General features: G+C 72.2%; 25 protein-coding genes. 12 read left to right on the forward strand and 13 right to left on the reverse strand.

Annotation, left to right across the window (positions count from 1 at the left end; translation table 11 throughout):
• The first annotated feature begins 138 nt into the window (after window positions 1-138).
• A complete protein-coding gene (locus ABFX50_RS30160) occupies window positions 139-1,716 on the forward strand; it encodes an MDR family MFS transporter (protein WP_346150980.1) in 1,578 nt (525 codons plus the stop codon).
• A 33-nt stretch (window positions 1,717-1,749) separates the two neighbouring features.
• On the opposite strand, the gene ABFX50_RS30165 is transcribed toward ABFX50_RS30160, so the two are convergent.
• Together ABFX50_RS30165 and ABFX50_RS30170 are read right to left on the reverse strand one after the other, a co-directional pair.
• Window positions 1,750-2,649, reverse strand: coding sequence for a hypothetical protein (locus ABFX50_RS30165; protein ID WP_346150982.1), 900 nt, complete (start codon window positions 2,647-2,649; stop codon window positions 1,750-1,752).
• Window positions 2,650-2,837: 188 nt separating this feature from the next.
• Complete coding sequence (locus tag ABFX50_RS30170) at window positions 2,838-3,785, reverse strand: aldo/keto reductase (RefSeq protein WP_346150983.1); 948 nt, start codon at window positions 3,783-3,785, stop codon at window positions 2,838-2,840.
• 102 nt (window positions 3,786-3,887) lie between these two features.
• Here ABFX50_RS30170 and ABFX50_RS30175 point away from each other — a divergent pair, with 102 nt between their 5' ends.
• The 7 genes from ABFX50_RS30175 (at window position 3,888) to ABFX50_RS30205 (ending at window position 9,777) form a co-directional block, all read left to right on the forward strand.
• On the forward strand, window positions 3,888-4,574 hold the full coding sequence (locus ABFX50_RS30175; RefSeq protein WP_346150985.1) for a histidine phosphatase family protein: 687 nt from the start codon (window positions 3,888-3,890) through the stop codon (window positions 4,572-4,574).
• Between the two features lie 9 nt (window positions 4,575-4,583).
• Window positions 4,584-5,132 (forward strand): DUF3090 domain-containing protein, encoded by a 549-nt coding sequence (locus ABFX50_RS30180; RefSeq protein WP_346150987.1) that lies wholly within the window; start codon window positions 4,584-4,586, stop codon window positions 5,130-5,132.
• Window positions 5,129-5,881: an SCO1664 family protein gene (locus ABFX50_RS30185; RefSeq protein ID WP_346150989.1), complete on the forward strand. Its 753-nt coding sequence runs from the start codon at window positions 5,129-5,131 to the stop codon at window positions 5,879-5,881. The genes ABFX50_RS30180 and ABFX50_RS30185 overlap by 4 nt, the downstream gene beginning before the upstream one ends.
• Before the next feature lie 2 nt (window positions 5,882-5,883).
• Window positions 5,884-6,540: an NRDE family protein gene (locus ABFX50_RS30190; RefSeq protein ID WP_346150991.1), complete on the forward strand. Its 657-nt coding sequence runs from the start codon at window positions 5,884-5,886 to the stop codon at window positions 6,538-6,540.
• Between the two features lie 9 nt (window positions 6,541-6,549).
• On the forward strand, window positions 6,550-7,773 hold the full coding sequence (gene mshC / locus ABFX50_RS30195) for a cysteine--1-D-myo-inosityl 2-amino-2-deoxy-alpha-D-glucopyranoside ligase (protein ID WP_346150993.1): 1,224 nt from the start codon (window positions 6,550-6,552) through the stop codon (window positions 7,771-7,773).
• A gap of 94 nt (window positions 7,774-7,867) precedes the next feature.
• Complete coding sequence (locus ABFX50_RS30200; protein ID WP_346122260.1) at window positions 7,868-8,284, forward strand: CBS domain-containing protein; 417 nt, start codon at window positions 7,868-7,870, stop codon at window positions 8,282-8,284.
• A gap of 5 nt (window positions 8,285-8,289) precedes the next feature.
• Window positions 8,290-9,777, forward strand: a complete 1,488-nt coding sequence (locus ABFX50_RS30205) for an FAD-dependent oxidoreductase (RefSeq protein ID WP_346150995.1) — start codon at window positions 8,290-8,292, stop codon at window positions 9,775-9,777.
• Here the strand turns inward: ABFX50_RS30205 and ABFX50_RS30210 are convergent.
• From ABFX50_RS30210 to ABFX50_RS30250, 9 genes are read right to left on the reverse strand one after another with little or no spacing between them, the layout of a single operon-like run.
• A complete protein-coding gene (locus tag ABFX50_RS30210) occupies window positions 9,706-10,692 on the reverse strand; it encodes a UDP-glucuronic acid decarboxylase family protein (RefSeq protein WP_346150997.1) in 987 nt (328 codons plus the stop codon). The genes ABFX50_RS30205 and ABFX50_RS30210 overlap by 72 nt on opposite strands.
• Window positions 10,689-11,546 carry a glycosyltransferase family 9 protein gene (locus tag ABFX50_RS30215; protein WP_346150999.1) on the reverse strand — a complete coding sequence of 286 codons (858 nt, stop codon included), beginning with the start codon at window positions 11,544-11,546 and terminating at the stop codon, window positions 10,689-10,691. Before ABFX50_RS30215 ends, ABFX50_RS30210 begins: the two co-directional genes overlap by 4 nt.
• Complete coding sequence (locus ABFX50_RS30220) at window positions 11,537-12,214, reverse strand: SDR family oxidoreductase (protein ID WP_346151001.1); 678 nt, start codon at window positions 12,212-12,214, stop codon at window positions 11,537-11,539. The genes ABFX50_RS30215 and ABFX50_RS30220 overlap by 10 nt, the downstream gene beginning before the upstream one ends.
• 13 nt (window positions 12,215-12,227) lie before the next feature.
• Window positions 12,228-13,583, reverse strand: a complete 1,356-nt coding sequence (locus ABFX50_RS30225; protein WP_346151003.1) for a PfkB family carbohydrate kinase — start codon at window positions 13,581-13,583, stop codon at window positions 12,228-12,230.
• Entirely contained in the window at window positions 13,580-14,131 is a 552-nt protein-coding gene (locus tag ABFX50_RS30230) for a D-sedoheptulose-7-phosphate isomerase (protein ID WP_183661771.1), read from the reverse strand. The genes ABFX50_RS30225 and ABFX50_RS30230 overlap by 4 nt, the downstream gene beginning before the upstream one ends.
• Window positions 14,116-15,303: a glycosyltransferase gene (locus ABFX50_RS30235; RefSeq protein ID WP_346151005.1), complete on the reverse strand. Its 1,188-nt coding sequence runs from the start codon at window positions 15,301-15,303 to the stop codon at window positions 14,116-14,118. The genes ABFX50_RS30230 and ABFX50_RS30235 overlap by 16 nt, the downstream gene beginning before the upstream one ends.
• Window positions 15,300-16,292 (reverse strand): glycosyltransferase family 9 protein, encoded by a 993-nt coding sequence (locus ABFX50_RS30240; RefSeq protein ID WP_346151007.1) that lies wholly within the window; start codon window positions 16,290-16,292, stop codon window positions 15,300-15,302. Before ABFX50_RS30240 ends, ABFX50_RS30235 begins: the two co-directional genes overlap by 4 nt.
• Entirely contained in the window at window positions 16,289-17,245 is a 957-nt protein-coding gene (locus ABFX50_RS30245; RefSeq protein ID WP_346151009.1) for a glycosyltransferase family 2 protein, read from the reverse strand. The genes ABFX50_RS30240 and ABFX50_RS30245 overlap by 4 nt, the downstream gene beginning before the upstream one ends.
• The gene (locus tag ABFX50_RS30250) at window positions 17,242-18,864 is read right to left on the reverse strand and encodes a carbamoyltransferase family protein (RefSeq protein ID WP_346151010.1); all 1,623 of its coding nucleotides are present in this window, start codon (window positions 18,862-18,864) and stop codon (window positions 17,242-17,244) included. Before ABFX50_RS30250 ends, ABFX50_RS30245 begins: the two co-directional genes overlap by 4 nt.
• A 76-nt stretch (window positions 18,865-18,940) precedes the next feature.
• Here ABFX50_RS30250 and ABFX50_RS30255 point away from each other — a divergent pair, with 76 nt between their 5' ends.
• The 3 genes from ABFX50_RS30255 to ABFX50_RS30265 are packed head-to-tail and all read left to right on the forward strand — an operon-like array spanning window position 18,941 to window position 20,659.
• Complete coding sequence (locus ABFX50_RS30255) at window positions 18,941-19,465, forward strand: D-glycero-alpha-D-manno-heptose-1,7-bisphosphate 7-phosphatase (protein WP_346151012.1); 525 nt, start codon at window positions 18,941-18,943, stop codon at window positions 19,463-19,465.
• Entirely contained in the window at window positions 19,462-20,403 is a 942-nt protein-coding gene (locus tag ABFX50_RS30260) for a glycosyltransferase (protein ID WP_183661759.1), read from the forward strand. Before ABFX50_RS30255 ends, ABFX50_RS30260 begins: the two co-directional genes overlap by 4 nt.
• A gap of 16 nt (window positions 20,404-20,419) precedes the next feature.
• On the forward strand, window positions 20,420-20,659 hold the full coding sequence (locus ABFX50_RS30265) for a WhiB family transcriptional regulator (RefSeq protein WP_183661757.1): 240 nt from the start codon (window positions 20,420-20,422) through the stop codon (window positions 20,657-20,659).
• 64 nt (window positions 20,660-20,723) lie between these two features.
• Here ABFX50_RS30265 and ABFX50_RS30270 read toward each other — a convergent pair whose 3' ends face one another.
• Both ABFX50_RS30270 and ABFX50_RS30275 read right to left on the reverse strand, forming a co-directional pair.
• Entirely contained in the window at window positions 20,724-21,890 is a 1,167-nt protein-coding gene (locus tag ABFX50_RS30270) for a serine hydrolase domain-containing protein (RefSeq protein WP_346151015.1), read from the reverse strand.
• Window positions 21,891-21,941: 51 nt separating this feature from the next.
• Window positions 21,942-22,925, reverse strand: coding sequence for a hypothetical protein (locus ABFX50_RS30275; protein WP_346151016.1), 984 nt, complete (start codon window positions 22,923-22,925; stop codon window positions 21,942-21,944).
• Between the two features lie 258 nt (window positions 22,926-23,183).
• Between ABFX50_RS30275 and ABFX50_RS30280 the strand changes: the two genes are divergently transcribed.
• A complete protein-coding gene (locus tag ABFX50_RS30280) occupies window positions 23,184-23,906 on the forward strand; it encodes a GbsR/MarR family transcriptional regulator (RefSeq protein WP_346151018.1) in 723 nt (240 codons plus the stop codon).
• Window positions 23,907-24,060 lie beyond the last annotated feature (154 nt).

Raw genomic sequence — 24,060 nt, forward strand, 5'->3', positions numbered from 1 at the left:
AACCGGACCGTCCGAGCCGGCCCCCTCGAAAGCCGGCTCGCACCGAAGCGGGCCCGATCTCCACCCGAACCGCCCGGCGGCGGTCGCGCGGCCGAACCGCGCCGTGAACCGGCCACCGCCAGAGAAAATTGAGGAAGCATGACAACCACCAGCGCGCAGCCAGAATCCCCGGCCGCGCCCGCAGGGCCCACCTCGAGGAGAAAGGTACTCCAGGCGCTGTCCGGGCTGATGGTGGGCATGTTCGTGTCCATCCTGGCCTCGACGGTCGTGGCCAACGCCCTGCCGCGCATCATCACCGACCTGCAGGGCTCGCAGACCGTCTACACCTGGATCGTCACCTCCGAGCTCCTGGCGATGACGGCCACCGTGCCGCTGTGGGGCAAGATGGCCGACCTCTACAGCAAGAAGCTGCTCATCCAGCTGTCACTCGGGCTGTTCGTGGTGGGCTCCCTGATCGCGGGCCTCACGCCCAACGTGGAGATCCTCATCGTCAGCCGCGTCGTCCAGGGCATCGGCGCGGGCGGCATGACCGCGCTGTCCATGGTCGTGATGGCGGCCATGATCCCGCCGCGCGAGCTGGGCCGCTACGCCGGCATCTTCGGCGCCGTCTTCGGCGTCGGAACCGTGGCGGGGCCGCTCATCGGCGGACTGCTCGTCGACACCTCGTGGCTCGGCTGGCGCTGGTGCTTCCTGATCGGCGTGCCCTTCACGCTCGTGGCCATCGTCCTGCTGCAGCGCACGCTGCACCTGCCGGTGGTGCGCAAGCAGGTCAAGGTCGACTATCTCGGCGCCTTCCTCATCACGCTGGGCGTCTGCACGCTGCTGGTGTGGTCGTCGCTGGCGGGCAGCCAGTTCGAGTGGGCCTCATGGTGGAGCGTGGGCCTGGCGGGCGGCGGTGTCGTCGTCCTCGCGCTGGCGGTCTGGGTGGAGTCGAAGGCGGCCGAGCCCATCATCCCGCTGACGCTGTTCAGGAACCGCACGGTCGCCCTCGCCACCATCGCCAGCGTGCTGGTCGGCGTGGCGATGTTCGGCGGCACGGTGTTCCTGTCGCAGTACTTCCAGATCGCGCTCGGCAAGTCGCCGACGGTCGCCGGCCTGATGAGCCTGCCCATGGTCTTCGGCCTGCTGGTCTCCTCCACGGTCGCCGGCCAGCTCATCACCAAGTGGGGCAGGTGGAAGGGCTTCCTGGTGGCCGGCGGCGTCGTGATGCTGGCGGGCATGGGGCTGCTCAGCACCATCGACGGCCAGACCAGCACGCTGCTGCTGTCGGTGTACATGGCCGTGCTGGGCATCGGCGTCGGCATGCTCATGCAGAACCTGGTGCTGGCCGCGCAGAACGACGTGCCCGCCCACGACCTCGGCGTCACCACCTCGATGCTGTCCTTCTTCCGCAGCATGGGCGGCGCGGTCGGCGTCAGCGCCCTCGGCGCGGTGCTGGCCAACAAGATCACTACGCTCATGACGGAGAAGCTCGGCCCCATGGCGGGCGGCTCGGGCGGCGAGGGCCAGACGGTTCCCGACATCTCCACGCTGCCGGCCCCGGTGGTGCGGATCATCCAGGACGTGTACGCCACGGCCACCGCCGACCTGTTCCTCATCGGCGTGCCGCTGACCGCGCTCGCGCTGGTGGCGGTGCTGTTCATCAAGGAGAAGCCGCTCAACACGCTGTCGGGCGAGGAGCGGCTGGCCAGGGAGCGCGCGGCGGCCGATCACTGACCCGCCCTCTCGCGGGCGCCGCCCCGGCCGAGTTCAGGCCAGGCGGTGCCTGCCTCCGACGCGGATGGGCTCGAACGGCATCGACTCGCCGTGCTCCTCGCGCCTGCGCCGCTGCTGCGACACCCGCGCGGCCAGGACCGCCGAGGCCAGCAGCACGGCCGTCAGCGCGGTGCCCAGCACGTCGGAGTCGGGCTCGCTGGGCCGTACGACCCGGCCGCCGATCTGGTCGGACAGCTTCTCGGAGAACGGGCCAGGCCAGAGCAGCTCCACCCGGGGATCGTCGGGATCGACGGGCGCGGGCTCGTCGGCGACGACCGGGTCGCTGCTCTCCATGTGGGGCCTGGTGACGGGCGGGGCCGGCGCCTCGGTGGGCAGGATCCCCTGCTGCCTGGGCCGCCTGGACGGCGTGGCCGTGGCGGACGGCGTGGGCGTGCCCGTGGCGCCGGGCGAACCCGACGGGCTCGGCTCGGGCCGTCCCTGGTCCGTCACGGAGCCGAGCACCCCCTGCCCCTCGCACGCGAGCACCGGCAGGCAGACGTCCTCGAGCGTGCTGGAGACCAGCCCGCCGCCGTCGCGATCGCCGCCGCCGTCGTCGCTCGACGGGGGAGGCGGCTCGTCGGCGGCCTTCGAGGTGGGGGAGGGGGCGGGCCTGCCCGTAGGGGCGACCTCGCCCACGGTGCCGAGGACCGTTCCCGTGGCCTTGTCGACGCCATCGGTCACGGGGCCCAGGGAGTCGCCGGTGACGCCGTCGACCGTGTCGGTCACCCCGTCGACCAGCTCGCACACCCCGTTGGTCACGCCGGACAGCAGCCCGCCGCCTCGCTCGCAGTCGCGCAGCCCGGCCGTCGCCGCCCCCGCGCCCAGCGGGAGCGCCGCCAGCGCGAACGCGAGGAGGCCGACTGAGACCGCCGTCCTGCGGCGCCCAACGCCCATCTATCCCCTCCTGTGTCGATCCGCCCGTGGCCAGCTTGGTGGAGTCGGAGCCGATTTCCACGCAAAGTTACGATTCGATATCGACTAGTGATACGCGAGGGTGACTCTCGTTCTGTCCCTGTCGGCCGGGGCGGCGGAGGGAAGCAAGCCTACTCAGACTGATCGTCACGGCGCACGCCAGGCGGCCGTCAGTCGACGGAGGAGACGTCGTCCAGCGCCTCGCGGATCTCGCGGGGCAGCACCACGTCCTCGGCGGTGAGGATGCCGCCGAGCTGCGCGTGGGTGCGGGAGCCGACGATCGCGGAGGCGACGCCGTGCTGGTCGCGCACCCATGACAGGGCCACCGACAGCGGCGAGACCCCGAGCCCCTCGGCGGCGGTGGTGACCGACTCGACCACCCTGCGGCTGCGCTCGTCGAGGTAGGGACGGACGAAGTCGGCGAAGTGCGGCGTGGCAGCGCGGGAGTCGGCGGGGATGCCGGTGCGGTACTTGCCCGTCAGCACCCCCCGCCCGAGCGGCGAATAGGCCAGCACGCCCGCCCCGACGTGCTCGGCGGCCGGCAGCACGTCGCGCTCGGCGTCGCGCGCCAGCAGGGAGTACTCCACCTGTGCGGCGGTGATCGGGATGCGGCCTGGTACCGCCCGCTGGGCGACCGCGGCGGCGGCCAGCTGCCACCCGGTGTAGTCGCACACGCCCGCGTAGACCGCCCGCCCGGAGGCGACGATGGCGTCGAGCGCGGCGAGCGTCTCCTCCAGCGGCACCTCGGCGTCGTAGGTGTGCAGCTGCCACAGGTCGACGTAGTCGACGCCGAGCCTGGTCAGCGAGGCGTCGATGGCGGCGATGAGGTGGCGCCTGGAGGCGTCGCGCGGCCGCCGCGCCGCGGGAGTCAGCACGGCCTTGGTGGAGACGACCACCTCCGAGCGCGGCACGGAGTCTCTGAGCAGCCTTCCGAGCAGCCGCTCGGCGTCGCCGCCCGTGTAGACGTCGGCCGTGTCGATCAGGTTGCCGCCGGCCTCGACGAAGGTGCGCAGCTGGGCGGCCGCGTCCTCTGCGTCGGTGTCCCTGCCCCATGTCATCGTGCCGAGACCGAGCCGGGACACCGAAAGGCCGCTCCGACCGACATAGCGTTGTTCCATGAAGCTCAGGCGCTCCCGTCTGTCGATCACGGCCAAGGATCTGGCCAGGCTACCGTCCGCCCAGGCAAAGAAATGTGATCGACGCCTGCAAGACTTGTCGTCATGACGACCGTCCTCCTGGCCAGACACGGCCTCACCGCTATGACGGGTCCGGTGCTGGCCGGCTGGACCCCCGGCGTCCACCTCAACGAGGCGGGCCAGGCGCAGGCCAAGGCGCTGGCCGTACGGCTGGCGCAGGTGAGGCTGGACGCGATCGTCTCCAGCCCGCTCGAACGCTGCCAGGAGACCGCCCAGGCGGTCGCGCAGGACAGGGGGCTCGAGATCGGGACCGACGAGCGGTTCGGCGAGTGCGGCTACGGCGAGTGGACGGGGCGCCCGCTGAGCGAGCTGACCAAGGAGCCGCTGTGGCCCGTCGTCCAGGCGCACCCGAGCGCGGCGGTCTTCCCCGGCGGCGAGGCGATGGCCGACATGCAACACCGCGCGGTGGCCGCCGTCAGGGACTGGAACCTGCGCCTGGGGGAGAAAAGCGCCTACCTGGTGTGCACGCACGGAGACGTGATCAAGGCCGTCGTGGCCGACGCTCTGGGGCTCCACCTCGATCAGTTTCAGCGCATAACAGCTGATCCAGCCTCTGTGACGATCATTCGATACACCCCCCTACGCCCCTTTGTCCTCAGGCTTAACGATGTGGGGGAATTGCGGCTTCCCGAGGGTTCGGAGGAGAAAGACGGGGGAGAAAACATCACCGGGAGCGATGCCGCCGTCGGCGGCGGACCCGGGACCACGTAAGGTCGGGCTATGCCGGTCTTCGACTACGACCCACCAGAAAGGTTCGTGGCCGGTGCCTTGGGGCAGCCTGGGGCACGGATCTTCTTCCTGCAGGCGCGGGCCGCAGGCAGGCTGACCACGGTCGCACTGGAGAAGCTGCAGGTCGCCGCCCTGGCGGGCAAGCTCGAAGAGCTGCTCGACGAGGTGCTGAGACGCAGCGGGGGCACCGCTCACGTTCCTGCCGTCGCGCCCGCCGACCTGGCCGACAACGGCCCGCTCGAGCAGCCGCTCACCGAGGACTTCAGGGTCGGCACCATGGCCCTGGCGTGGGACCCCGACAGGTCGCAGGTGGTGATCGAGGCCCAGGAGATCACCGACGAGGAGGACCTCGAGGCGCCCGAGCCGTCCATGCTGCGGGTGCACATCAGCGCGGGCGCCGCACGGGCCTTCTCCCAGCGCGCCCTGGAGATCGTGGCGGCGGGCCGTCCGCCCTGCCCGCTGTGTGGTCAGCCACTCGACGCCGACGGGCACATCTGCGTGCGCCTGAACGGCTACCGCGGAGGTGAGGTCGCTTCGTGAGTGTGCCGGAGAGTGAGCTGGAAGACCTCCGTTATGACGAGGAAGCCGCCCTCAGGCTGCTCAGGGACGGACGACTGGAGGTGGCGGGTCGCCTGGTCGAGGCGACGAACATGACCCTCTACTGCGGCGTCACGCTCGCCGGCCGCTCGGCGGCGTGCGTCTACAAGCCGGTGCGCGGCGAGCGGCCGCTGTGGGACTTCCCCGACGGCACGCTGGCCGCCCGCGAGGTGGCCGCCTACGAGGTCTCCAAGGCGACCGGCTGGCAGATCGTGCCGCCCACGGTCTACCGCGAGGGGCCCTTCGGCCCCGGCATGTGCCAGCTGTGGATCGACACCGACCAGGAGATCGACCTGATGTCGCTGATCCGCAGCCGGCACCCGGCGCTGCGGAAGATGGCCGTCTTCGACGCGATCGTCAACAACGCCGACCGCAAGGGCGGCCATCTGCTGCCCCTGCCCGACGGCGCCACCATCTACGGCGTCGACCACGGCGTCTGCTTCTCCGCCGACGACAAGTTGCGCACGGTGCTGTGGCAGTGGAGGGGCAAGCCGCTGCCGCGCGAGGCCGTCGGCGTGCTGGCCAAGCTGGAGCGCGAGCTGGAGTCGGGCGCGCTGGGCCGCCGCCTGCGCGAGCTGCTCACCCTCGCCGAGGTCGAGGCGACCTGGACCCGCGTCAGGCGGCTGCTCGACACCGGCGTCCACCCCTACCCGTCGGAGGACTGGCCCGCGGTCCCCTGGCCCCCGATCTAGACATGTGCACCGTGATCGTCAGGACCGGCGAGCCGCTGACCCTGCTGGGCGTCCGCGACGAGTTCGCCGACAGGCCGTGGGAGGGCCCCGGCGAGCACTGGCCCGACTACCCGGGCGTCGTCGGCGGGCGCGACCTCAAGGCGGGCGGCACGTGGCTGGCCGTCCTGCCCTCGGCGGGGCGCGCGGCGGCCCTGCTCAACGGCAGGGGCAGGGCGGCCGACGAGCGCACCAAGGTCTCACGGGGCGAGCTGCCGCTGCGCGCGGTGGTGGCGGGCGCGCTGCCCCAGGTGGACCTCACCCGCTACGACCCCTTCCACCTCGTGCTCGCCGAAGGCGCGGGCGCGCGCCTGTGGTCGTGGGACGGCCTGCACCTGACCGCCTCGCCGGTTCCCGAGGGCACCAGCGTCATCGTCAACGGCGGCCTCGGCGCCGACTCCAGGAACCTCGCCCCGCTGTTCGACGCGGCCACTGACTGGCACGAGCTGGTCGGCAGGGCGACGGTCCGCCACGACCTGCCCGACGGCCGCCGCCACGCCTCGCTGTCGGCCACCCTGCTGACCCTCGGCGGCGAGCGCGTGGGCTATGACTTCTCCGACCTCACCAGCTGGAATGCGGTGGCCGTGCCCCGCGTTGATCGTGGTGTTTCCCGAGACGGATAAGGTCAAAGCATGCGATCGTGGTCTGCCCCCAGTGTTCCCAACCTGCCCGGCGCCGCCGTACCCCTGAACCTGTACGACACAGCCGCGCGCCAGGTCAGGCGCACCGAGCCGGGGCCGACCGCCACCATGTACGTGTGCGGGATCACCCCCTACGACGCCACGCATCTGGGCCACGCCAACACCTATCTCGCCTTCGACCTCGTGGGCAGGGTGTGGCGTGACAACGGCCACGAGGTGCACTTCACGCAGAACGCCACCGACGTCGACGACCCGCTGCTCGAGCGGGCCGCGCAGACGGGCCTTGACTGGCGGGCCCTGGCCGAGCGCGAGATCGAGCTGTTCCGCACCGACATGAGCGCGCTGCGCGTGCTGCCCCCGCGTGAGTACGTCGGTGTGACCGAGGTCATCGACCAGGTGTCGGAGCTGATCGAGAGCCTGTCGGCCAAGGGGCTGACCTACTCCGTCGACGGCGACGTCTACTTCAGCGTCGCCGACGCGCCCAAGTTCGGCGAGGTGTCCGGCTACGGGCGCGAGCAGATGCTGGCGCTGTTCGGCGAGCGCGGCGGCGACCCCGACCGTGAGGGCAAGCGCGACCCGCTCGACTGGCTGCTGTGGCGGGCCGAGCGTCCTGGCGAGCCGTCCTGGCCCTCCCCGCTCGGGCAGGGCAGGCCCGGCTGGCACATCGAGTGCACCGCCATCGCGCTGGCCAACCTCGGCGCCGGGTTCGACGTCGCGGGCGGCGGCTCCGACCTGATCTTCCCTCACCACGAGTGCGGCGCCTCCGAGGGCTACGCCGCCGGCGGCGAGTGGCCGTTCGCCAAGTTCTACTCCCACGCCGGCATGGTGGCGCTCGACGGCGAGAAGATGTCCAAGTCGCGCGGCAACCTGGTCTTCGTCTCCAGGCTGCGCGCCGAGCACGACCCGATGGCCGTCAGGCTCGTGCTGCTGGCCCACCACTACCGCACCGACTGGGAGTACACCGGCGACCAGCTCCAGGAGGCCGAGGCCCGGCTCGAGCGCTGGCGCGCGGCGGTCGCGCTGCCGTCAGGCCCGGCCGCGGACGACGTGCTGGCGCGGGTGCGGGCGCGGATGTCGGACGACCTCGACGCCCCCGGCGCCCTGGCCGTGATCGACGCCTGGGCTGCCGAGGCGCTGGCGGAGGGCGGTTCCGACACGTCGGCACCCGGCCTGGTCCGTGATGTGGCCGACGCGCTGCTCGGAGTGGCGCTCTAGCGCGATCTCACCGGCGCGACGTCATCATCGCGTCATCGTCTCGTTTCGGGCGGCCCGCCGTGGGCAGCGGGCGCACGACGAAAGGAGACAGACGATGACCACCGCAAGAGAGATCATGACCCCCAACGTCGAGTGCGTGAACGTCGACGAGTCGGTCAGCGAGGCCGCGGAGAAGATGGCCAGGCTCGACGTCGGCTCCCTGCCCATCTGCGGCACCGACGACAAGCTCAAGGGCATGCTCACCGACAGGGACATCGTGGTGAAGGTGCTCGCCAAGGGCAAGGACCCCAAGTCCTGCCTGGCGGGCGAGCTGGCCCAGGGAGAGGCCGTCACGATAGGCGCCGACCATGACGCCAGGGAGATCCTGCGCACCATGGCCACGCACAAGGTCCGTCGCCTGCCTGTCATCGACGGGCACAGGCTCGTCGGCATCGTCGCGCTGGCCGAGGTCGCCAGGGCGTTGCCGGACGCCACGGTCGGCGACCTGCTCGACGCCCTCACCACCGACTGACCACGATGGCGCACACCACAGGGTCGTACTGGATGGACGGGGCGGCCCAGCCGTCGCGCCCGCCGCTGAGCAGCGACGTCCGCGTGGACGTCGCCGTGCTCGGCGGCGGGATCGCCGGTCTCAGCACGGCGTGGGAGCTGACCAAGGCGGGCCGCTCGGTCGCCGTGCTGGAGGCAGGGCGCATCGCAGCGGGGGTCACCGGGCACACCACGGCCAAGCTGTCGGCGCTGCACACGCTCATCTACTCCAGCCTGAGCGCGGGCGACGGCGAGCTGTACGCGCGCTCCCAGCTCGAGGCCGTCGAGCACGTGGCCCGCACCGCCGCCGAGCTCGACCTGGAGTGCGAGTTCGAGCGCGCCGCCGCCCACACCTACACCGAGACCACCGAGGGGCTCGAGCAGATCAGAGCCGAGGTGGAGGCCGCCAGACGGGCGGGGCTGCCGGCCGAGTTCGTCACCGAGACGGCGCTGCCGTACCCGATCGTGGGCGCCGTACGGGTGCGCGGCCAGGCCCAGTTCCACCCCCGCAAGTACCTGCTCGGGCTGGCCGAGGCGATGACCGCGAGCGGCGCGCAGATCTACGAGCACACCCGCGCCGTACGGCTCGACTCCGGCAAGGTGACCACCGCCGACGGGCTCGTCGTGACCGCGGACGACGTGGTGGTCGCCACCCACTACCCGGTCTTCGACAGGGCGCTGCTGTTCGCCCGCATGACGCCGCGCCGCGAGCTGGTCGTCGCCGCGCCGATCGAGGCGGCGGCCGACCCGCGCGGCACGTTCATCACCACCGAGCAGGGCACCCGCTCGGTCAGGACCGCTCCCCTCGAGGACGGGCGGCGCCTGCTGCTGGTGACGGGCGAGAAGTACCGGCCGGGCGAGGGCTCGGTGGGAGCCCGCCTGGAGCGGCTGGGTGAGTGGATGACCGAGCGGTTCGGCGTCGAGCCCCGCTACCGGTGGGCCGCGCAGGACAACGACACCACCGACGGCCTGCCCTTCGTGGGACCGCTGCACGTGGGGGCCCGCCACGCCTACGTCGCCACCGGCTTCGGCGGGTGGGGCATGAGCAACGGCGTCATGGCGGGACTGCTGCTGGCAGCGCTGATCTCAGGCGAGGACCGGCCGTGGGCGGGGCTGTACGACCCGCGCAGGGTGCATCCGGTGCGCGAGGCGGGCCCGCTGCTGAAGGCTCAGGCCTCGGTCGCCGCGCACTTCGTCGGCGACCGTTTCGGCACAGGCGGGCGTGACGACCTCGAAGGGCTCCTGCCGGGCCAGGCGGCCGTGGTGAAGGTGGCGGGGGAGCGCTGCGCGGCCTACCGCGACGTCGAGGGCCAGGTCCACGCGGTGTCGGCGCTGTGCAGCCACATGGGCTGCGTGGTCGCCTTCAACGACGCCGAGCGGACCTGGGAGTGTCCCTGCCACGGCTCACGCTTCGCGCTGGACGGTTCGATCCTCCAGGGCCCCGCCACCGAACCCCTCAAGCGCATCGAGCTGTGAGAACCACTCGACGGTACGGCGCAGCCCGTCCTCGGCCCCGACCTTGGCCGCCCAGCCCAGCTCGGCGGCGGCCAGCGTGGTGTCCGGTCTGCGGACCTTGGGGTCGTCGACGGGCCTGTCGATGAACTCGATGGGTGAGGAGGAGCCCGCCAGCTCCCGGATCAGCTCGGCGAGCTCGATCATGGTCAGCTCGTCGGGGTTGCCGATGTTGACCGGCCCGGGGAAGTGGCTGTCGGCCATGCGCAGCACGCCTTCGACGGTGTCCTCGACGTAGCAGATGGAGCGGGTCTGGCGTCCGTCGCCCGTGACCGTCAGCGGCTCGTTCGACAGGGCCTGCCTGATGAAGGTCGGGATGGCCCTGCCGTCGAAGGGGCGCATGCGCGGGCCGTAGGTGTTGAAGATGCGCACGATGCCGGTGTCGGTGCCGTGCGCGTTGCGGTAGGCCGTGGTCAGCGACTCGGCGAAGCGCTTGGCCTCATCGTAGACGCTGCGCGGGCCGACGGGATTGACGTTGCCCCAGTAGGTCTCGCGCTGCGGGTGTTCGAGCGGGTCGCCGTAGACCTCGCTGGTGGAGGCCAGGACGAACCTGGAGCGCTTCTCCTTGGCCAGCCCGAGCGCGTGCAGCGTGCCGAGGCTGCCGACCTTGAGTGTCTCGATGGGATGCCTGAGGTAGTCGGCGGGGGAGGCGGCCGAGGCGAAGTGCAGCACGAGGTCCACCTCGCCCGGCACGTGCACGAAGCCGGTCAGGTCGCACTCGATGATCTCGAGGCCCGGCCTGCCCAGCAGATGTTCCAGGTTGCGGGGGGAGCCGGTGAGGAAGCTGTCCATGCAGATGACCTCCGCCCCCCTCTCCAGCAGCTTCTCGCAGAGGTAGGAACCGAGGAATCCGGCCCCTCCCGTCACCACAGCTCTCATAGCGAAATCGCCTCGATCACTTCGTCGACGTTGATGCTCAGCAGTCCGGGATCCGGGCTCTGCCCGTGCGGATCCCCTGTGGCGCCCTTCCAGATCACGGTGTGCGGTCCCTGCTTCGGCGGCCCCCACAGCGCGGGGGAGACGGGGCCGAACAGCAGGACGGACGGCGTGCGGTAGGCGCTGGCCAGGTGCGCGAGGCCGGTGTCGCCGCAGATCACCAGGCGCGCGTCGCGGACCAGCGCGGCCAGCGCCTTCAGGTCGGTCCTGCCCGCCAGCACCCTCGCGCCGCTGAGCCCCGCCACCCGTACGGCGAGCTCCCACTCGGCGGCGCTGCCGGTGACGACCACCTCGTGCCCCCTGCCCCTGAGGTAGGCGACCACCATGGCGTAGCGCTCGGGCGGCCACCTCCTCGACGGGTATGCCGCGCCGGGGTGGACGACCACGGGCCCGCCGCGGTCGCCCTCCCCGAGGTAGAGGTCGTCGGGGTCGGCCGGTAGACCGTGCCACTCCAGCAGGTCGCACCAGCGGCGCACCTCGTGCACGTCGTCGCGCCACGGCGGGCCGCCGATCCCGTGGGTCAGCAGCGTGCCCGGCTCGGTGGCCCGCAGCGCCTCGGTGCTCTGCGGGCCCCTGCCGTGCAGGTTGACCGCGACCTGCGGCCTCGTGCGCGGGACGGGGCCGGGGCCCCGCACCTCGATCACCTCGTCGACGGGCAGCAGCGGAGCCAGCGCCGAGGGTCCCGCCAGCACGAGCCGGTGCCGGGGGTAGGCCCGCCGCAGCGCCCGCAGCGCGGGCACCGCGGTGAGCAGGTCGCCGAGCCCGAGCCCGCGCAGGGCCAGGACCTCTAGGGCCACGAGGTCTCCGTCGAAGGACAGACCACGAGCTCGCGCACCTCGCAGCCGGGCGGCTGCGAGAGCGCGAACACGATGGTCTGCGCCACGTCCTCTGGCCTGTTGAGCTTGGCGTCGGGTCCCGGCTTGTACTGCTCGGGCCTGTCGTCGAAGAAGTGCGTCGACATCCCGCCGGGCACCAGCATCGTGACGCCCACCTGCCCTGCGAGCTCGGCGGCCAGCGCCCTGGTGAAGCCGACCACGCCGAACTTGGCGGCGCAGTAGGCGGTGGCGTCGCTGACGGCGCGAAGCCCGAGCGTCGAGGCGCAGGTCACCACCCGCCCCCTCGACTCCGTCAGGTACGGCAGCGCCGCCCTGACGACCGAGGCCGTGCCCATGAGGTTGACCCTGATGACGCGCTCCCAGTCGTCGGCGGGCACCTCGCTCAGCCTTCCGCACGCGTCGATGCCCGCCGCCGTGACGACCCCGTCGAGCCCTCCCGCCCGCTCGGCCAGCTCCCGTACCGCCCGCTCGGCCTGCTCCCGTTCGGCCAGGTCGGCGATGACTTCGTCGAAGGAGTGCGACGGGCGCACGTCCACCACCAGCGGGCGCCCTCCGGCCTTGGCGACCGCCTCGGCGGTGGCCAGACCGAGGCCCGACGAGCCTCCTGTGATCAGAATGTTCCCCAGCATCGTCCTCTCCCTCTCAGGCTTCCTGTACGGCGGCGATCAACCCGGTCGTGGACCGTCCAGGCACGCTGGCCAGCACGACGGTCTCCGCGCCTATCCGCTCCAGAGATCCGGCCTCGGGCAGTTCGCGCCCCGAGTAGTCGCCGCCCTTCACCCACACGTGGGGGCGCAGCCTTTCGATGACGGCGTCGGGGGTGTCCTCCTCGAACACCATGACGGCGTCGACGCAGCCCAGGGCGCGCAGCACCTCCACCCGGTCGCGCTGACCGACCACCGGCCTGCCGGGGCCCTTGAGCCGCTTGGCCGAGGCGTCGGAGTTGACGCACACGATCAGCGCGTCGCCCAGGGCCCTGGCCCTGCGCAGGAGGCTCACGTGCCCTGCGTGCAGCAGGTCGAAACACCCGCCGGTGGCGATGAGCCGTCCCCCGCTCGATCTGACCAGCTCGGCGACCTCCATCGGGGTGCGCGGCCTGTCGCCCATCTCCTTGGCCAGTTCGTGGCCGCGCAGCCTGATCGCCGCCGCGCCGCCGCTCTCCACGAACCTGGAGGCCTCGCCGACGCCGACCGCGACCGCGTCCTCCACCGGCAGGCCGTCGCGCAGGGCGAGCGCCGATGCCCCCGCGAACCTGTCTCCGGCGCCGCACACGTCGTGGCCGGAGGTGAGCGTGGGCGGCGGGATCCTCCTGTAGTGGCCGCCCGCGTGCGCCAGGGTGGCGCCCTGGGCGCCCAGCGTCACCGCGACGGCCTCGGCGCGCAGCGTCCTGGTCAGCTGCCTGGCGGCCTGGTCGGGCCCGACGTACGGCTGCCCGCACATCTGCATGGCCTCCGACTCGCTCGGCGTCACCAGCGCGCAGCCGGGCACCGGCGTGACGCCTCTCGGGTGCGGATCCCACACGATCGGCACGCCGATCCCGCTGAGCAGCTCGCGAGCGCCCCCCGTGACGCCCCTGCCGTAGTCGGAGACGAGCACGGTGCCCGCCCCGCGCACCGCCCGCAGGGCGGCCTCGGTCGCCCTGGTCACGGCGCGCCCGTCGCCGGTGTCCATCCGCACCAGCGTCTGGCCCCTCGCCCTGATCCTGGTCTTGCGGACGGTCGAGCCGCGCAGCGGCAGCGGCACGACCTCGAGATGGCCGTTCAGCAGCGCCCGCAGCACCCGCCCCTGCGGATCGTCGCCGAGCGCGGTGACCAGCACCACGTCGGCGCCGTCACGGGCGGCCAGCAGCGCCGCGAGGCCCGCGCCGCCTGGGCGCAGGCGTTCCTCCTCCACGTCGACGACGGGGACGGGCGCGTCGGGCGCGAGCCGGTCGGCCACGCCCTCGATGTCCACGTCCAGCAGCGAGTCGCCGATGACGACCAGTGGTCCCCCGTTCACGCGCACGCCTCCTCGATCGAGTCGCAGAGCATGTGGATCATCGCCAGGTGCACCTCCTGGACGGTGCAGGTGTCGTCCTCAGGCACCGCCACGACCTCGTCGCTGATCGCGGCCAGCGGGTTCGGGGCGCGCCCCGTCATCGCCCACGTGGTCAGCCCCCGCTCGCCCGCCGCCCGCGCCGCGGCCAGCACGTTGGCGCTGGAACCGCTGGTGGACAGGCAGATCAGGACGTCGCCCTCGCGGCCGTGCGCCCACACCTGCCGGGCGTAGACCTCCTCGGCGCCGAAGTCGTTGGCGATCGCCGTCATCGAGGAGGTGTCGGCGTGCAGCGGGATCGCGGCGAACGGCCGCCGCTCGGCTCTGAACCTGCCGACCAGCTCGGCCGTCAGGTGCTGGGCCTCGGCGGCCGAGCCGCCGTTGCCGCAGGCCAGCAGCCTGCCACCGCCCTGCAGGACGCCCGCGAGCTTGCGCCCCCACGCCTCGACGACGGGCGTCTGGTCCGCGGTCAGCGCGATCGCGACGCTCAGCCTGCTCAGGTGCCTGTGCATGTCGCCCTCCCCATCCGGCCCTCCAGCACGCTCTGGTAGACGGCCTCGGTCTGCTCGGCCACGTGCGGCCAGCCGTACATCTGTCTGGCCTTTCTGGCCCCCGCCTCGCCGAGCTGGGCCCGTCGCGCGGGGTTGTCCAGCAGGTCGCGCAGGGCGCGGGCGAGCGCCTGCGGACGGCGCGGCGGCACCAGGACGCCGCAGCCCGCCACCGTGTCCAGGTGGCCGCCGACGGCGGAGGCGATCACCGGCACGCCGCACGCCATCGCCTCGAGCGGCACCATGCCGAACGGCTCGTACCACGGGACGCTCACCAGCACGTCCGCCGACCGCATCAGCGCGGGCACCCGCTCGCGGGGCACGCTGCCGATCACCTTGACCCTGTCGGCCAGGCCGTAGGCGGCGGCCAGCTCGGCCAGCCTGACCGCCTCGGGATCCTCGGCCTCCCCACCCGCGATGACCAGCTCGGCCTCCGGCAGTTCGCGCAGCGCGCGCAGGACGGTGTCCACGCCCTTGCGCGGGACCAGCCTGCCGATGCTCAGCACCCGCATGGCCGCGCCCTTCCGCGCCTTCGGGCCTTGGGGGGTGAAGTGGCCGAGATCGACGCCGCACGGCACGATGGAGACCCGATGGTCGGGCACGCCCATCGCGCGCAGCTCGGTCACCTCGTCGGCACAGGTGGCCACGACCGCCGCGGCCCGCCTGCCGATCTGCGTCTCCACCGCGATCCGCCCCGGCGGGCTGGTGTCGGCCCTGCCCTGCCAGCGCCGCTTGACCGTGCCGAGCGCGTGGAAGGTCTGCACCACCGGAAGGCCGCGCGCGGCCAGCAGCGCCGCCCTGCCGCTCATCCAGAAGTGCGCGTGCGCCACGTCGGGTGGGCGCACCGCCCAGCGGCGCGCCAGCTCGTCGGCGAAGGCGGGCATGTACGGCGGCAGCTCGTCCTTCGGCACCTGCGCGGCCGGCCCCGCGGTGATGTACTCCACCCGCGCCCCGTCGGCGAGCGGCACGCTGCGCGGCTGGCCAGGCGCGCTCCTCCTGGTGTGCACGACGACCTCGTGACCCCGTTGGGCCAGCTCGATGGCCAGGGCGGCGACGTGGACGTTCTGCCCGCCGGAGTCGGCGCCCCCGATCGCGGCCAGCGGATCTGCGTGCTCTGATATGAGGTCGATTCTCACGGGACCAGCTCCCTCACTGCTTTGACGACCTGCTCGGCCGTCACCGTCGACAGGCACGGATGGCCTCTGACAGGACACAGACGCGCTCTTGAGTCCTTGCACGCGGCCTGCTGGTCGCCCAGCAGCACGTACGGCACGCCGTAGGGCGCCCAGCGCCCGGCGGGCACGACGGGGGAGAAGAGGCTGACCACCGGCGTGCCGACCGCCGCGGCCAGGTGCGCGGGCCCGGTGTTGCCCGAGACGAGCGCGCACGCCTCGTTCAGGACCCCGGACAGCTCGGCCAGGTTGGTCATGCCGCCCAGGTCGACGCCGTGGCGCCCGGCGACCGCGGCCGTCAGCGCCTTCTCGCCGCCCGTCCCCGTGACGACGACCTGGAAGCCCTCGGCCGTCAGCGCCTCGACCGCCTCCCTGTGCCGCTCGGGCGGCCAGGTGCGGGCGGGAGCGGTGGTTCCCGGATGGACGACGACGTAGCCCGGCGGCCCCACCAGGCTGGCGGGCGGCGTCCTGACGGCCAGCCTGCCGTCGTCGCGCGGCTCGTAGCCGGCGGCGCGCGCGACGGCCAGCATCCGCTCGGCCTCGGGCAGGTGCCTGCTCTCGTCCACCCGCACCCTGACGTCGAGCAGGGAGCCGGGATAGTCGTTGCTGATGGCCGTGATCCGCCCGACGCCCCTGAGCCGCAGCAGCAGCGCGAGCGGCAGCGCCGACTGGTGGAAGGAGGTCAGGATCAGCGCCTCCTCCGCCTCGGGGAGCTGCGCCATGAGCCTGGCGACGTGCTCACCCGTGACGGGAGGCGGATCGGCGTCGATCCACGGTGTCCGCCATTCGATCACGCGGTCCACGCAGGGCAGGAGCTCCGCAGCCGCGCGGCCCAGCGGCCCTGCCAGCAGCACGACCTCCTCGGCCTGCGCCCGGACGGCACGGATGGCGGGACCCGCGAGCAGGACGTCTCCCGCGCTGTCCGGCCTGGCCACCAGGACGGTGCCGCTCACCGGCGCACCCGCAGCTCACCGCGCAGCCGGTGCAGGCAGGCGGCAGGCGGGATGGCGACGCTGGTGACCACCATCCTGGCCACCTCGCCCGGCGTGCGAGGGCCTGGCGCGATGCGCTCCCACGCGAACGTCGCGGTGAGCCCCGCCCACCCGGCCGCGGCGATCCCCATCGCCCACACGCCGCCCGCCCCGGCTCCCCGGAGGCCGCGCCCGCCTCGAAGCCCGCCTCGAAGCCCGCCCCGAAGCCCCCGGCCCTCCCGGTCGTCCGCGCAGGACAGTGCGCGGGCGGCCGCGAGGGCGAGCGCCGTGAGGCCCAGCGCGGTCGTCACCGCGTGCCGGGGCAGCAGCCCGCCCGCCCCGATCAGCGACCTCCACTCGGGCCCGTGGACGCGCCGCATCAGCGCGTCGTCGGCGTTGCCCCTCTGGAAGCGCACGCTCGCCCAGAACCCGTCGTCACGCACCGGATGCCGGGTCACCCGCTCGCCCCTGACCAGCCTGAACCCCGCTTCGCGCATCCTCAGCGCGAGGTCGGCGTCCTCCCTGTAGGCGCGGGGGAAACGCTCGTCGAAGCCCCCGACCTTCTCCAGCGCGGCCCGCCTGTAGGCCATGTCCGCGGTGATCCACTCCGCGTCGGCGAGCCCCGCGGTGTTCCTCTCCGCGTCGGTCGGACGGCGGTCGCGCGGCAGCGGCACCTCGATGCGGCCCTGGCTGCCCGCCACGTCCTCCGGCAGGCTCTCCAGGTCCTTGGTGAGCGCCTCCAGCCAGCCCTCGCCGGGCACCACGTCGTCGTCGAGGAAGACCACCCACGGCGTATCGGCCGCGCGCCACCCCGCGTTCCTCGCCGCCGCGGGCCCCTTGCGCCCGGTGTCCTCGACCACGATGACGGGCACCCCCTCGGGGATGGCCTCCCGCAGCGAGGACCGCCCGATCGTCGGGATCACCACGGTGATCATGTCGCCGCCCTCCTCACCACGAACGGCCCGATCACGAGCACGTCCACCGGCGAGGAGCCGAAGCACTCCAGGGCGTCGCGCGGCGAGTCGACCATCGGCCTGCCCGCCGTGTTGAGGCTGGTGTTCACGACCACCGGCAGCCCCGACAGCTCCTCGAACCTGGCCAGCGTGGCGGCCAGCAGCGGGTCCTTCTCCTGCGAGACCGTCTGGATCCTGGCCGTGCCGTCCACGTGCACCACGGCCGGGATGCGATCGCGCCACTCGGGCCGCACGTCGTGGACGAACAGCATGTACGGCGAGGGCATGGGCCCCCTGCCGAAGATCTCCGCCGCCCGTGACTCCAGCACCATCGGCGCGATCGGGCGGAACTGCTCACGCCCCTTGACGTCGTTGAGCCGCTCGGTGTTGCGGGCGAAACCGGGGTGCGCGAGCAGCGAGCGGTGGCCCAGCGCGCGCGGGCCGTACTCGCTGCGGCCCTGGAACCAGGCCACGATCAGGTCGTCGTTGAGCGCCCGCGCCACCTCGCCCGCCAGATCCTCGGGCCGCGAGTACGGCACGCGCGCCACGTCCAGCCACGCGGCCAGCTCCCCTTCGCTCCACCTCCTGCCCAGGTCGGCGCCGCGCATGGGCGCCACGGGCTCGCCGTGGGCCTGGGACAGGTGCAGCGCGCCCCCCAGCGCGGTGCCCGAGTCCCCCGCGGCGGGCTGCACCCAGACGTCCTCGAAGGGACCCTCGGCCACCAGCCGGGTGTTGGCGACGCAGTTCAGCGCGACGCCCCCGGCCATCGCCAGGCGCCGCGCGCCGGTGCGCTCGTGCAGCCAGAACGCCAGCTCCAGCAGCACCTCCTCCAGCCGCGCCTGCACGCTCGCGGCCAGGTCGGCGTGGTCGGCCGTCCAGGTCTCGCCCATGTCCAGGCGCTTGGCGAAGCCGCCCCAGTCGATCGGCTCGATCCTGAACCCGCCGTCTCCCGTCGTGGTGACCAGCTCCCTGAGCACGTCCAGGTGGCGGGGCGTGCCGTAGGAGGCCAGCGCCATCACCTTGTACTCGTCGCTGGAGCGCAGGAAGCCGAGGTGCTCGGTCACGTCCTCGTACATCAGGCCGAGCGAGTGCGGAAGCTCCTGGGCCGCCAGCGTGGTCAGCTCGCCGTCTCTGTAGTGGCCCGCCAGGTGCGAGACGGCCTCGCCCCTGCCGTCGCACACCAGCACCGCGCACTCCTCGTACGGCGCGGCCAGCCCCGCCGAGGCCGCGTGCGCCACGTGGTGCGGCACGAACCGCACCTGAGCCGGGTCGAGCCCCGGCAGGGCGGTGGCCAGGAAGCTGGGCGCCCTGGTCGCGTAGGTGGTCCGCAGGTCCTCCCACGGCGCCGCGTGCTCCTCCCGCACCAGCGCCGGATCGTAGGAGTAGGCGACCGCGTCCAGGTCCTCCGGCCGCAGGCCGGCCTCGGCCAGGCACCAGGCGGCGGCCAGCTCGGGCAGCTCCCACGCGGAGAACGGCACCGGCCTCTTGCCGTGCTTTCGGCGGCTGAACCGCTCCTCTTCGGCGGCCGCGACAATCTCACCGTCGACCACAAGGGCCGCAGCGGGGTCGTGGAACACCGCGTTTATCCCCAGAAATCTCATGAACTTCCTCCCCCGGGAGAACCGCTACCGAGAGAAGCGCTTGTTAAACACAACGTGGACGGGGCAGCGGCGGAACATGCTCTCTCGTCGACCGACCGCGGCGGTGCTCTTCGACCGCGACGACACGCTGATCAGAGACGTGCCGTACAACAACGACCCGAAGCTCGTGGAGCCCATGCCGGGTGCTCTGGAGGCGCTGAGGACGTTGCGCGACCGCCGGATCTCGGTGGCCGTGGTGACCAACCAGTCAGGCGTGGCCAGGGGGCTGATCACGCCCGACGAGCTGCACCAGGTCAACGAGCGCGTCGAGGAGCTGCTCGGTCCCTTCGACGCGTGGGCCATCTGCGTCCACGGCGAGGACGACGGATGCGTGTGCCGCAAGCCGGAGCCCGGACTGGTGCTGCGCGCGGCGGGCACGCTCGGCGTCGAGCCCGCCGACTGCGTGGTCATCGGAGACATCGGCAGGGACGTGCAGGCCGCGAGGGCCGCAGGGGCCAGGGCCATCCTCGTGCCAACCCCACGCACGCTGCCCAGCGAGATCGCGGCCGCCCCCGAGGTCGCCCACGACCTGCGCGAGGCCGTCGAGTGGGTGTGCGCATGAACATCCTGCTCTGGCACGTTCACGGCTCATGGACCACCTCGTTCGTCCAGGGGCGGCACACCTACCTCGTCCCGCTCGTCCCCGGCAGGGGGCCCGACGGGCGCGGCAGGGCCACCACCTTCGACTGGCCCTCCTCGGTCAGGGAGGTGCCCTTCGACCGGCTGCGCGACGAGCACGTCGACGTGGTCGTCTACCAGCGCCCGCACGAGATCGAGCTGGCCCGCTCCTGGCTCGGCAGATCGGTGCCGGGCATCTACGTCGAGCACAACACGCCGAGGGGTGACCCGCCGGCCACCCGGCATCCGCTGGCGGGCCAGTCGGCGATCCCGGTGGTCCACGTCACCCACTTCAACGCCCTGTTCTGGGACAACGGGACGGCTCCCGTCCGCGTGATCGAGCACGGCGTCGTCGATCCGGGACATCTCTACACCGGCGAGCTGCCGCGCGCGGGCGTGGTCATCAACGAGCCGATCCGCAGGACGCGCGTGGCGGGCACCGACCTGCTGCCCGCCTTTGAGGTGCCGATCGACCTGTTCGGGATGAAGGCGGACGGCCTGCCGTACCCCGCCTACGACCTCTCCCAGGCCGAGCTGCACGCCGAGCTGGCCCGGCGCCGCGCCTACCTGCACCCCTACCGCTGGACCTCACTCGGCCTCTCGCTCATCGAGGCGATGATGCTCGGCATGCCCGTCGTGGCGCTGGCCGCCACCGAGGCCGTCGAGGCCGTTCCCGCCGACGCCGGCGTCCTGTCGACCAAGCTCCCGGTGCTGGTCGAGGCGCTGTCCGCGTTCGTCTCCGACCCCTCCCTCGCGAGCCAGTACGGCAAAGCGGCACGTCAGGCGGCCCTCGCTCGGTACGGAATAGCCAGATTTATTGCCGATTGGGACAGTTTGCTTGGTGAATCTCCGGGTACCGAGGGTGCGCACGACGCCATCTGACCAGGTCTGGAACCCTATGTTCATCCTCGACCGCTCGCGCCGGGCCGCCTGCCTGGACGAGGACCCAGAAATCTTCTTTCCCATCTCGCTCGAGGGCGCGGGACACGCGCAGGTCGAACGCGCCAAGTCCATCTGCGTCGGCTGCCCCGTCAGGCAGCCCTGCCTCGACTACGCACTGGCCACCAGGCAGACGGACGGCGTATGGGGTGGCACCACCCCCACCGAACGCCGCACCCTCCTGCCGCTGGCCTCCTGACAGGCAAGCACCGCAGCCCCGGGGCCTTCGCCCCGGGGCTCCGAGTGCTACGGCGTGGTCGCGGTCATCGGGGCGTGGCCTGGCAGAACTCGGCCGACAGCATGTCGCCGAAGACGCTCAGGCCGTTCCAGTCGCCGTTGACGTGGCTGACCAGCAGGTGCTTGCCGTCGCGGGAGCCCATGGCGTACACCCACGAGCCGTAGGTCGCCCCGCCGATGCCCCAGACCGTCACGTCGCACGACAGCTTCTGGGAGAACAGGCCGAGACCGTAGCGGGTGAAGGGGATCCACTGCGGGCCTCCCTCGGTGGCGACGGTGGTGAACATCTCCTTCTGCTGGGCGGGCGGCAGCAGGCCTCCGGTCAGGAGAGCTCCGACGAAGCGGTGGAGATCGCCGGTGGTGGAGACGACGCCGCCGGCGGCCCAGGCGAAGGACTGGTTCATCTCGGTCGCATCGTGGATCTCAGGGTTGGCGTCCTGGGAGAACAGCGTGGAGTAGTGCCGGGGGTGCGAGCCGCGGATCTTCGCCTCGTCGCCGGGCAGGTAGGTTCCGGTCAACCCCAGCGGGCGGATGATCCGCCGCGTGAGCTCCTCGCCGTACGTGTCGCCGGTCGCCTTCTCGACGATCATGGCGGCCAGGAAGTAGTTGGTGTTGGAGTAGCCGAAGCCCTTGCCCGGCTGGAAGTAGGGCGGATGGGCCAGGCCGATCTTCACCAGCTGCTCGGGGGTGTAGGTGTCGTAGCGGTGCTCGAACCAGGCCTCGCCCTTGCCCCTGGCGAAGAACTCCTCGTCGTTGCCGTAGTTGTAGATGCCGCTGGTGTGGTTGAGCAGCTGCCGGATGGTGATCTTGGTGCCGTCGTAGCCGCCGCCTCGGACCAGGCCGGGCAGCCACCTGTCCACGGTGTCGTCCAGGCTCAGCCTGCCTTCGGCGGCCAGTTGCAGGACCACGACCGCGGTGAAGGCCTTGGTGGCGCTGCCGACGCGGAAACGCTCGTGCGGCTGGCGCTTGCGGCCGGTCCTGGTGTCGGACACGCCTGCCGCACCGAACCACCTGCCGCGGCCGTCGCGGATGTCGGCGACGATGCCGGGAGCGCCGCCCTCGGCCACGGCGCTGTCAAGAACGCGTCGCACCTCGGGATGGCCGGGGGCGGGGGCCGCGGAGGCGGCGGGGGCCGTCATGGCGGTCCCCGCCGCCGTCACCGCGGCGAGGAGCAGGGAGAGGGGCTTGGTCATGGCGAGGCCTCCATTGAGTGGATTTGAAAAGGTCGGGCGGTTTCAGGTGATCTAGCGGTGGGGCTGCACGGCCGGGATCGGTGCGACGGCGACGCGTCGGGCGGTGACGATCACCCATGCGGTGGCCGCCGCCGTGACCAGCAGCACCGCGGCGGCGGTGGTCAGGGTCGCCATGTCCGGGTGGATGAGGGACTGCCCACGCCCTGCCTGCCAGGTCACGGTCGCGACCAGCCCGGTGTAGCCGAGGGCCGCGGCGCCGACCAGGCGGGCGCGGACCTTCTCCTCGCGCAGCCAGGCGTGCCTGCCGGCGAGGACGGCCAGGGCGGCGGCGAGCAGGAGGAGCACCTGGATGCCGTGCAGGGCGAAGAAGTGCGGGACCCGGAAGTCGCCGCCGCTCACGCTCCAGCCGGTGAGTGGCATGCCGTTGCCGTCGGGGTCGCCGATGCCGTGCCCTTGGTACATCTGCACGGGCTCGCCGTTGGCGTCGGTCACCGTACGCGGGTTGATCTCGGCGACCATCCAGTAGATCGGCACGAGCATGCCGAAGGTGGCCAGCGCGAGCCCGGCGCGGATCGCCCTGTTCAGGGCCGCTCCGCCGGTGCGCTGGATCAGTACGACCACCGCGATGATCAGCTGGGCGATGAGGATGATCATCACGCCGTAGGTGAGGACGGGGACCAGGGCCAGGGTGACCGGATCGTTCTGGTTGGCGTTGAAGTGACTGATGGTGCCGCGCGCCGCCTGGACGGTGATGGTGGCGACCTCGACGATCGCGGCCAGCGCGAAGACGGTGCCGACCCACCAACCCAGGCGTCCTCCCTTGCGCAGCTTGGTCAGCAGCCACGCCAGCGTGCCGCTGTAGAGGGCGAAGGCGAAGCCGAACTTCAACGGCTTGACCCACACCGACTCGTCGAGCAGGGTCCGGTCGTCCACCGCGAGCCCGACGCCGGCGGCCAGCACCAGGCCCAGCATGAGCAGCGCGCAGACCACCAGCGGACGGTGCCAGGTGCGCACGGGGGTGAGGAAGGAAGTCATGAGGGGGCTCCGATCACGGCGACGGGAAGGGGTGCGGCCCCGAGCGCGTCGCTTGTTTGCGAATGACTAAAAGCTAACTTGCTTTCAGTGATTCGTCAATCTAGAAAGTAGGCAAAAGGGTGACAGCCCAGGTCAACCGCGCCGTGTTTTGCAATGGCGATGAAGGCGAATGCAAGTCAAGGGCCGAGTCGTTTGCAATGGAGTGTTGGCGAACGCAATACTGGCCACACCAGAGGACGTGAGACGGAGGCAGGACCGATGCCCGGAGGCAGACTGACCCACCAGGACCGGCAGCAGATCGCCGAAGGGCTGGCGGAAGGACTCACCTACACCGAGATCGCCGGCCGTCTGGACAGGCCCATCTCCACCATCACCCGGGAGGTGGCCCGCAACGGCGGCCCCGGCGGCTACCGCGCCGACCAGGCACAGCGGGCGACCCAGGGGCGTACTCGCCGCCGCAAGCCGGCCCCGGCCCCTCCTCCGGCCGTCACCGACTCACACGGGCGCGACCTCGAGGCCGTCCACGAACTGGAGGAACAGTTCACTGCGATGATGGTCGGCACGGGTCTGCCGCGGATGACGGCCCGGGTGCTCACCTGCCTGTACGTCACCGACGGCGGCAGCCTGACCGCCGCCGAGCTCGTCCAGCGCCTCCAGGTCAGCCCCGCCTCCATCTCCAAGGCCGTCGGCGAGCTCGAACAGCAGGAGCTCATCAGGCGCGAACGCGACCCCCGCCGGCGGCGCGACCGGTACGTCATCGACGCCGACGCCTGGTTGCGCGGCTGGATGGCCAGCGCCCGCCAGAACGCCATGCTGGCCGACATCGCCCGCCAAGGCGCGCAGATCCTCGGCGCGACCACCCCCGCCGGTGTCCGCATGCAGGACATCGGCCACTTCTTCGAGCACGTTGGACAGGCCATGATCCAGGCGGCCGAGGAGTGGCGGCAGGCCTACACCGCCAGGCGCACGGTAAACGGTTGACGCAGCGCGGCGATGGCCGAAGATCTCGGCCCAGCCGCTGGCCCCGGCGTCGCGGAGCGTCAGCGGGGAGTGGTCGCCGTCGGGGTGAAGGGCGCGCCGTGGCCGGGGACGATGACGTCGGCGACGGCCAGCACGCGCTCCCTGCTGGCCCGCA

This window comes from Nonomuraea recticatena, from assembly GCF_039533245.1.
GTDB lineage: Bacteria > Actinomycetota > Actinomycetes > Streptosporangiales > Streptosporangiaceae > Nonomuraea > Nonomuraea roseola.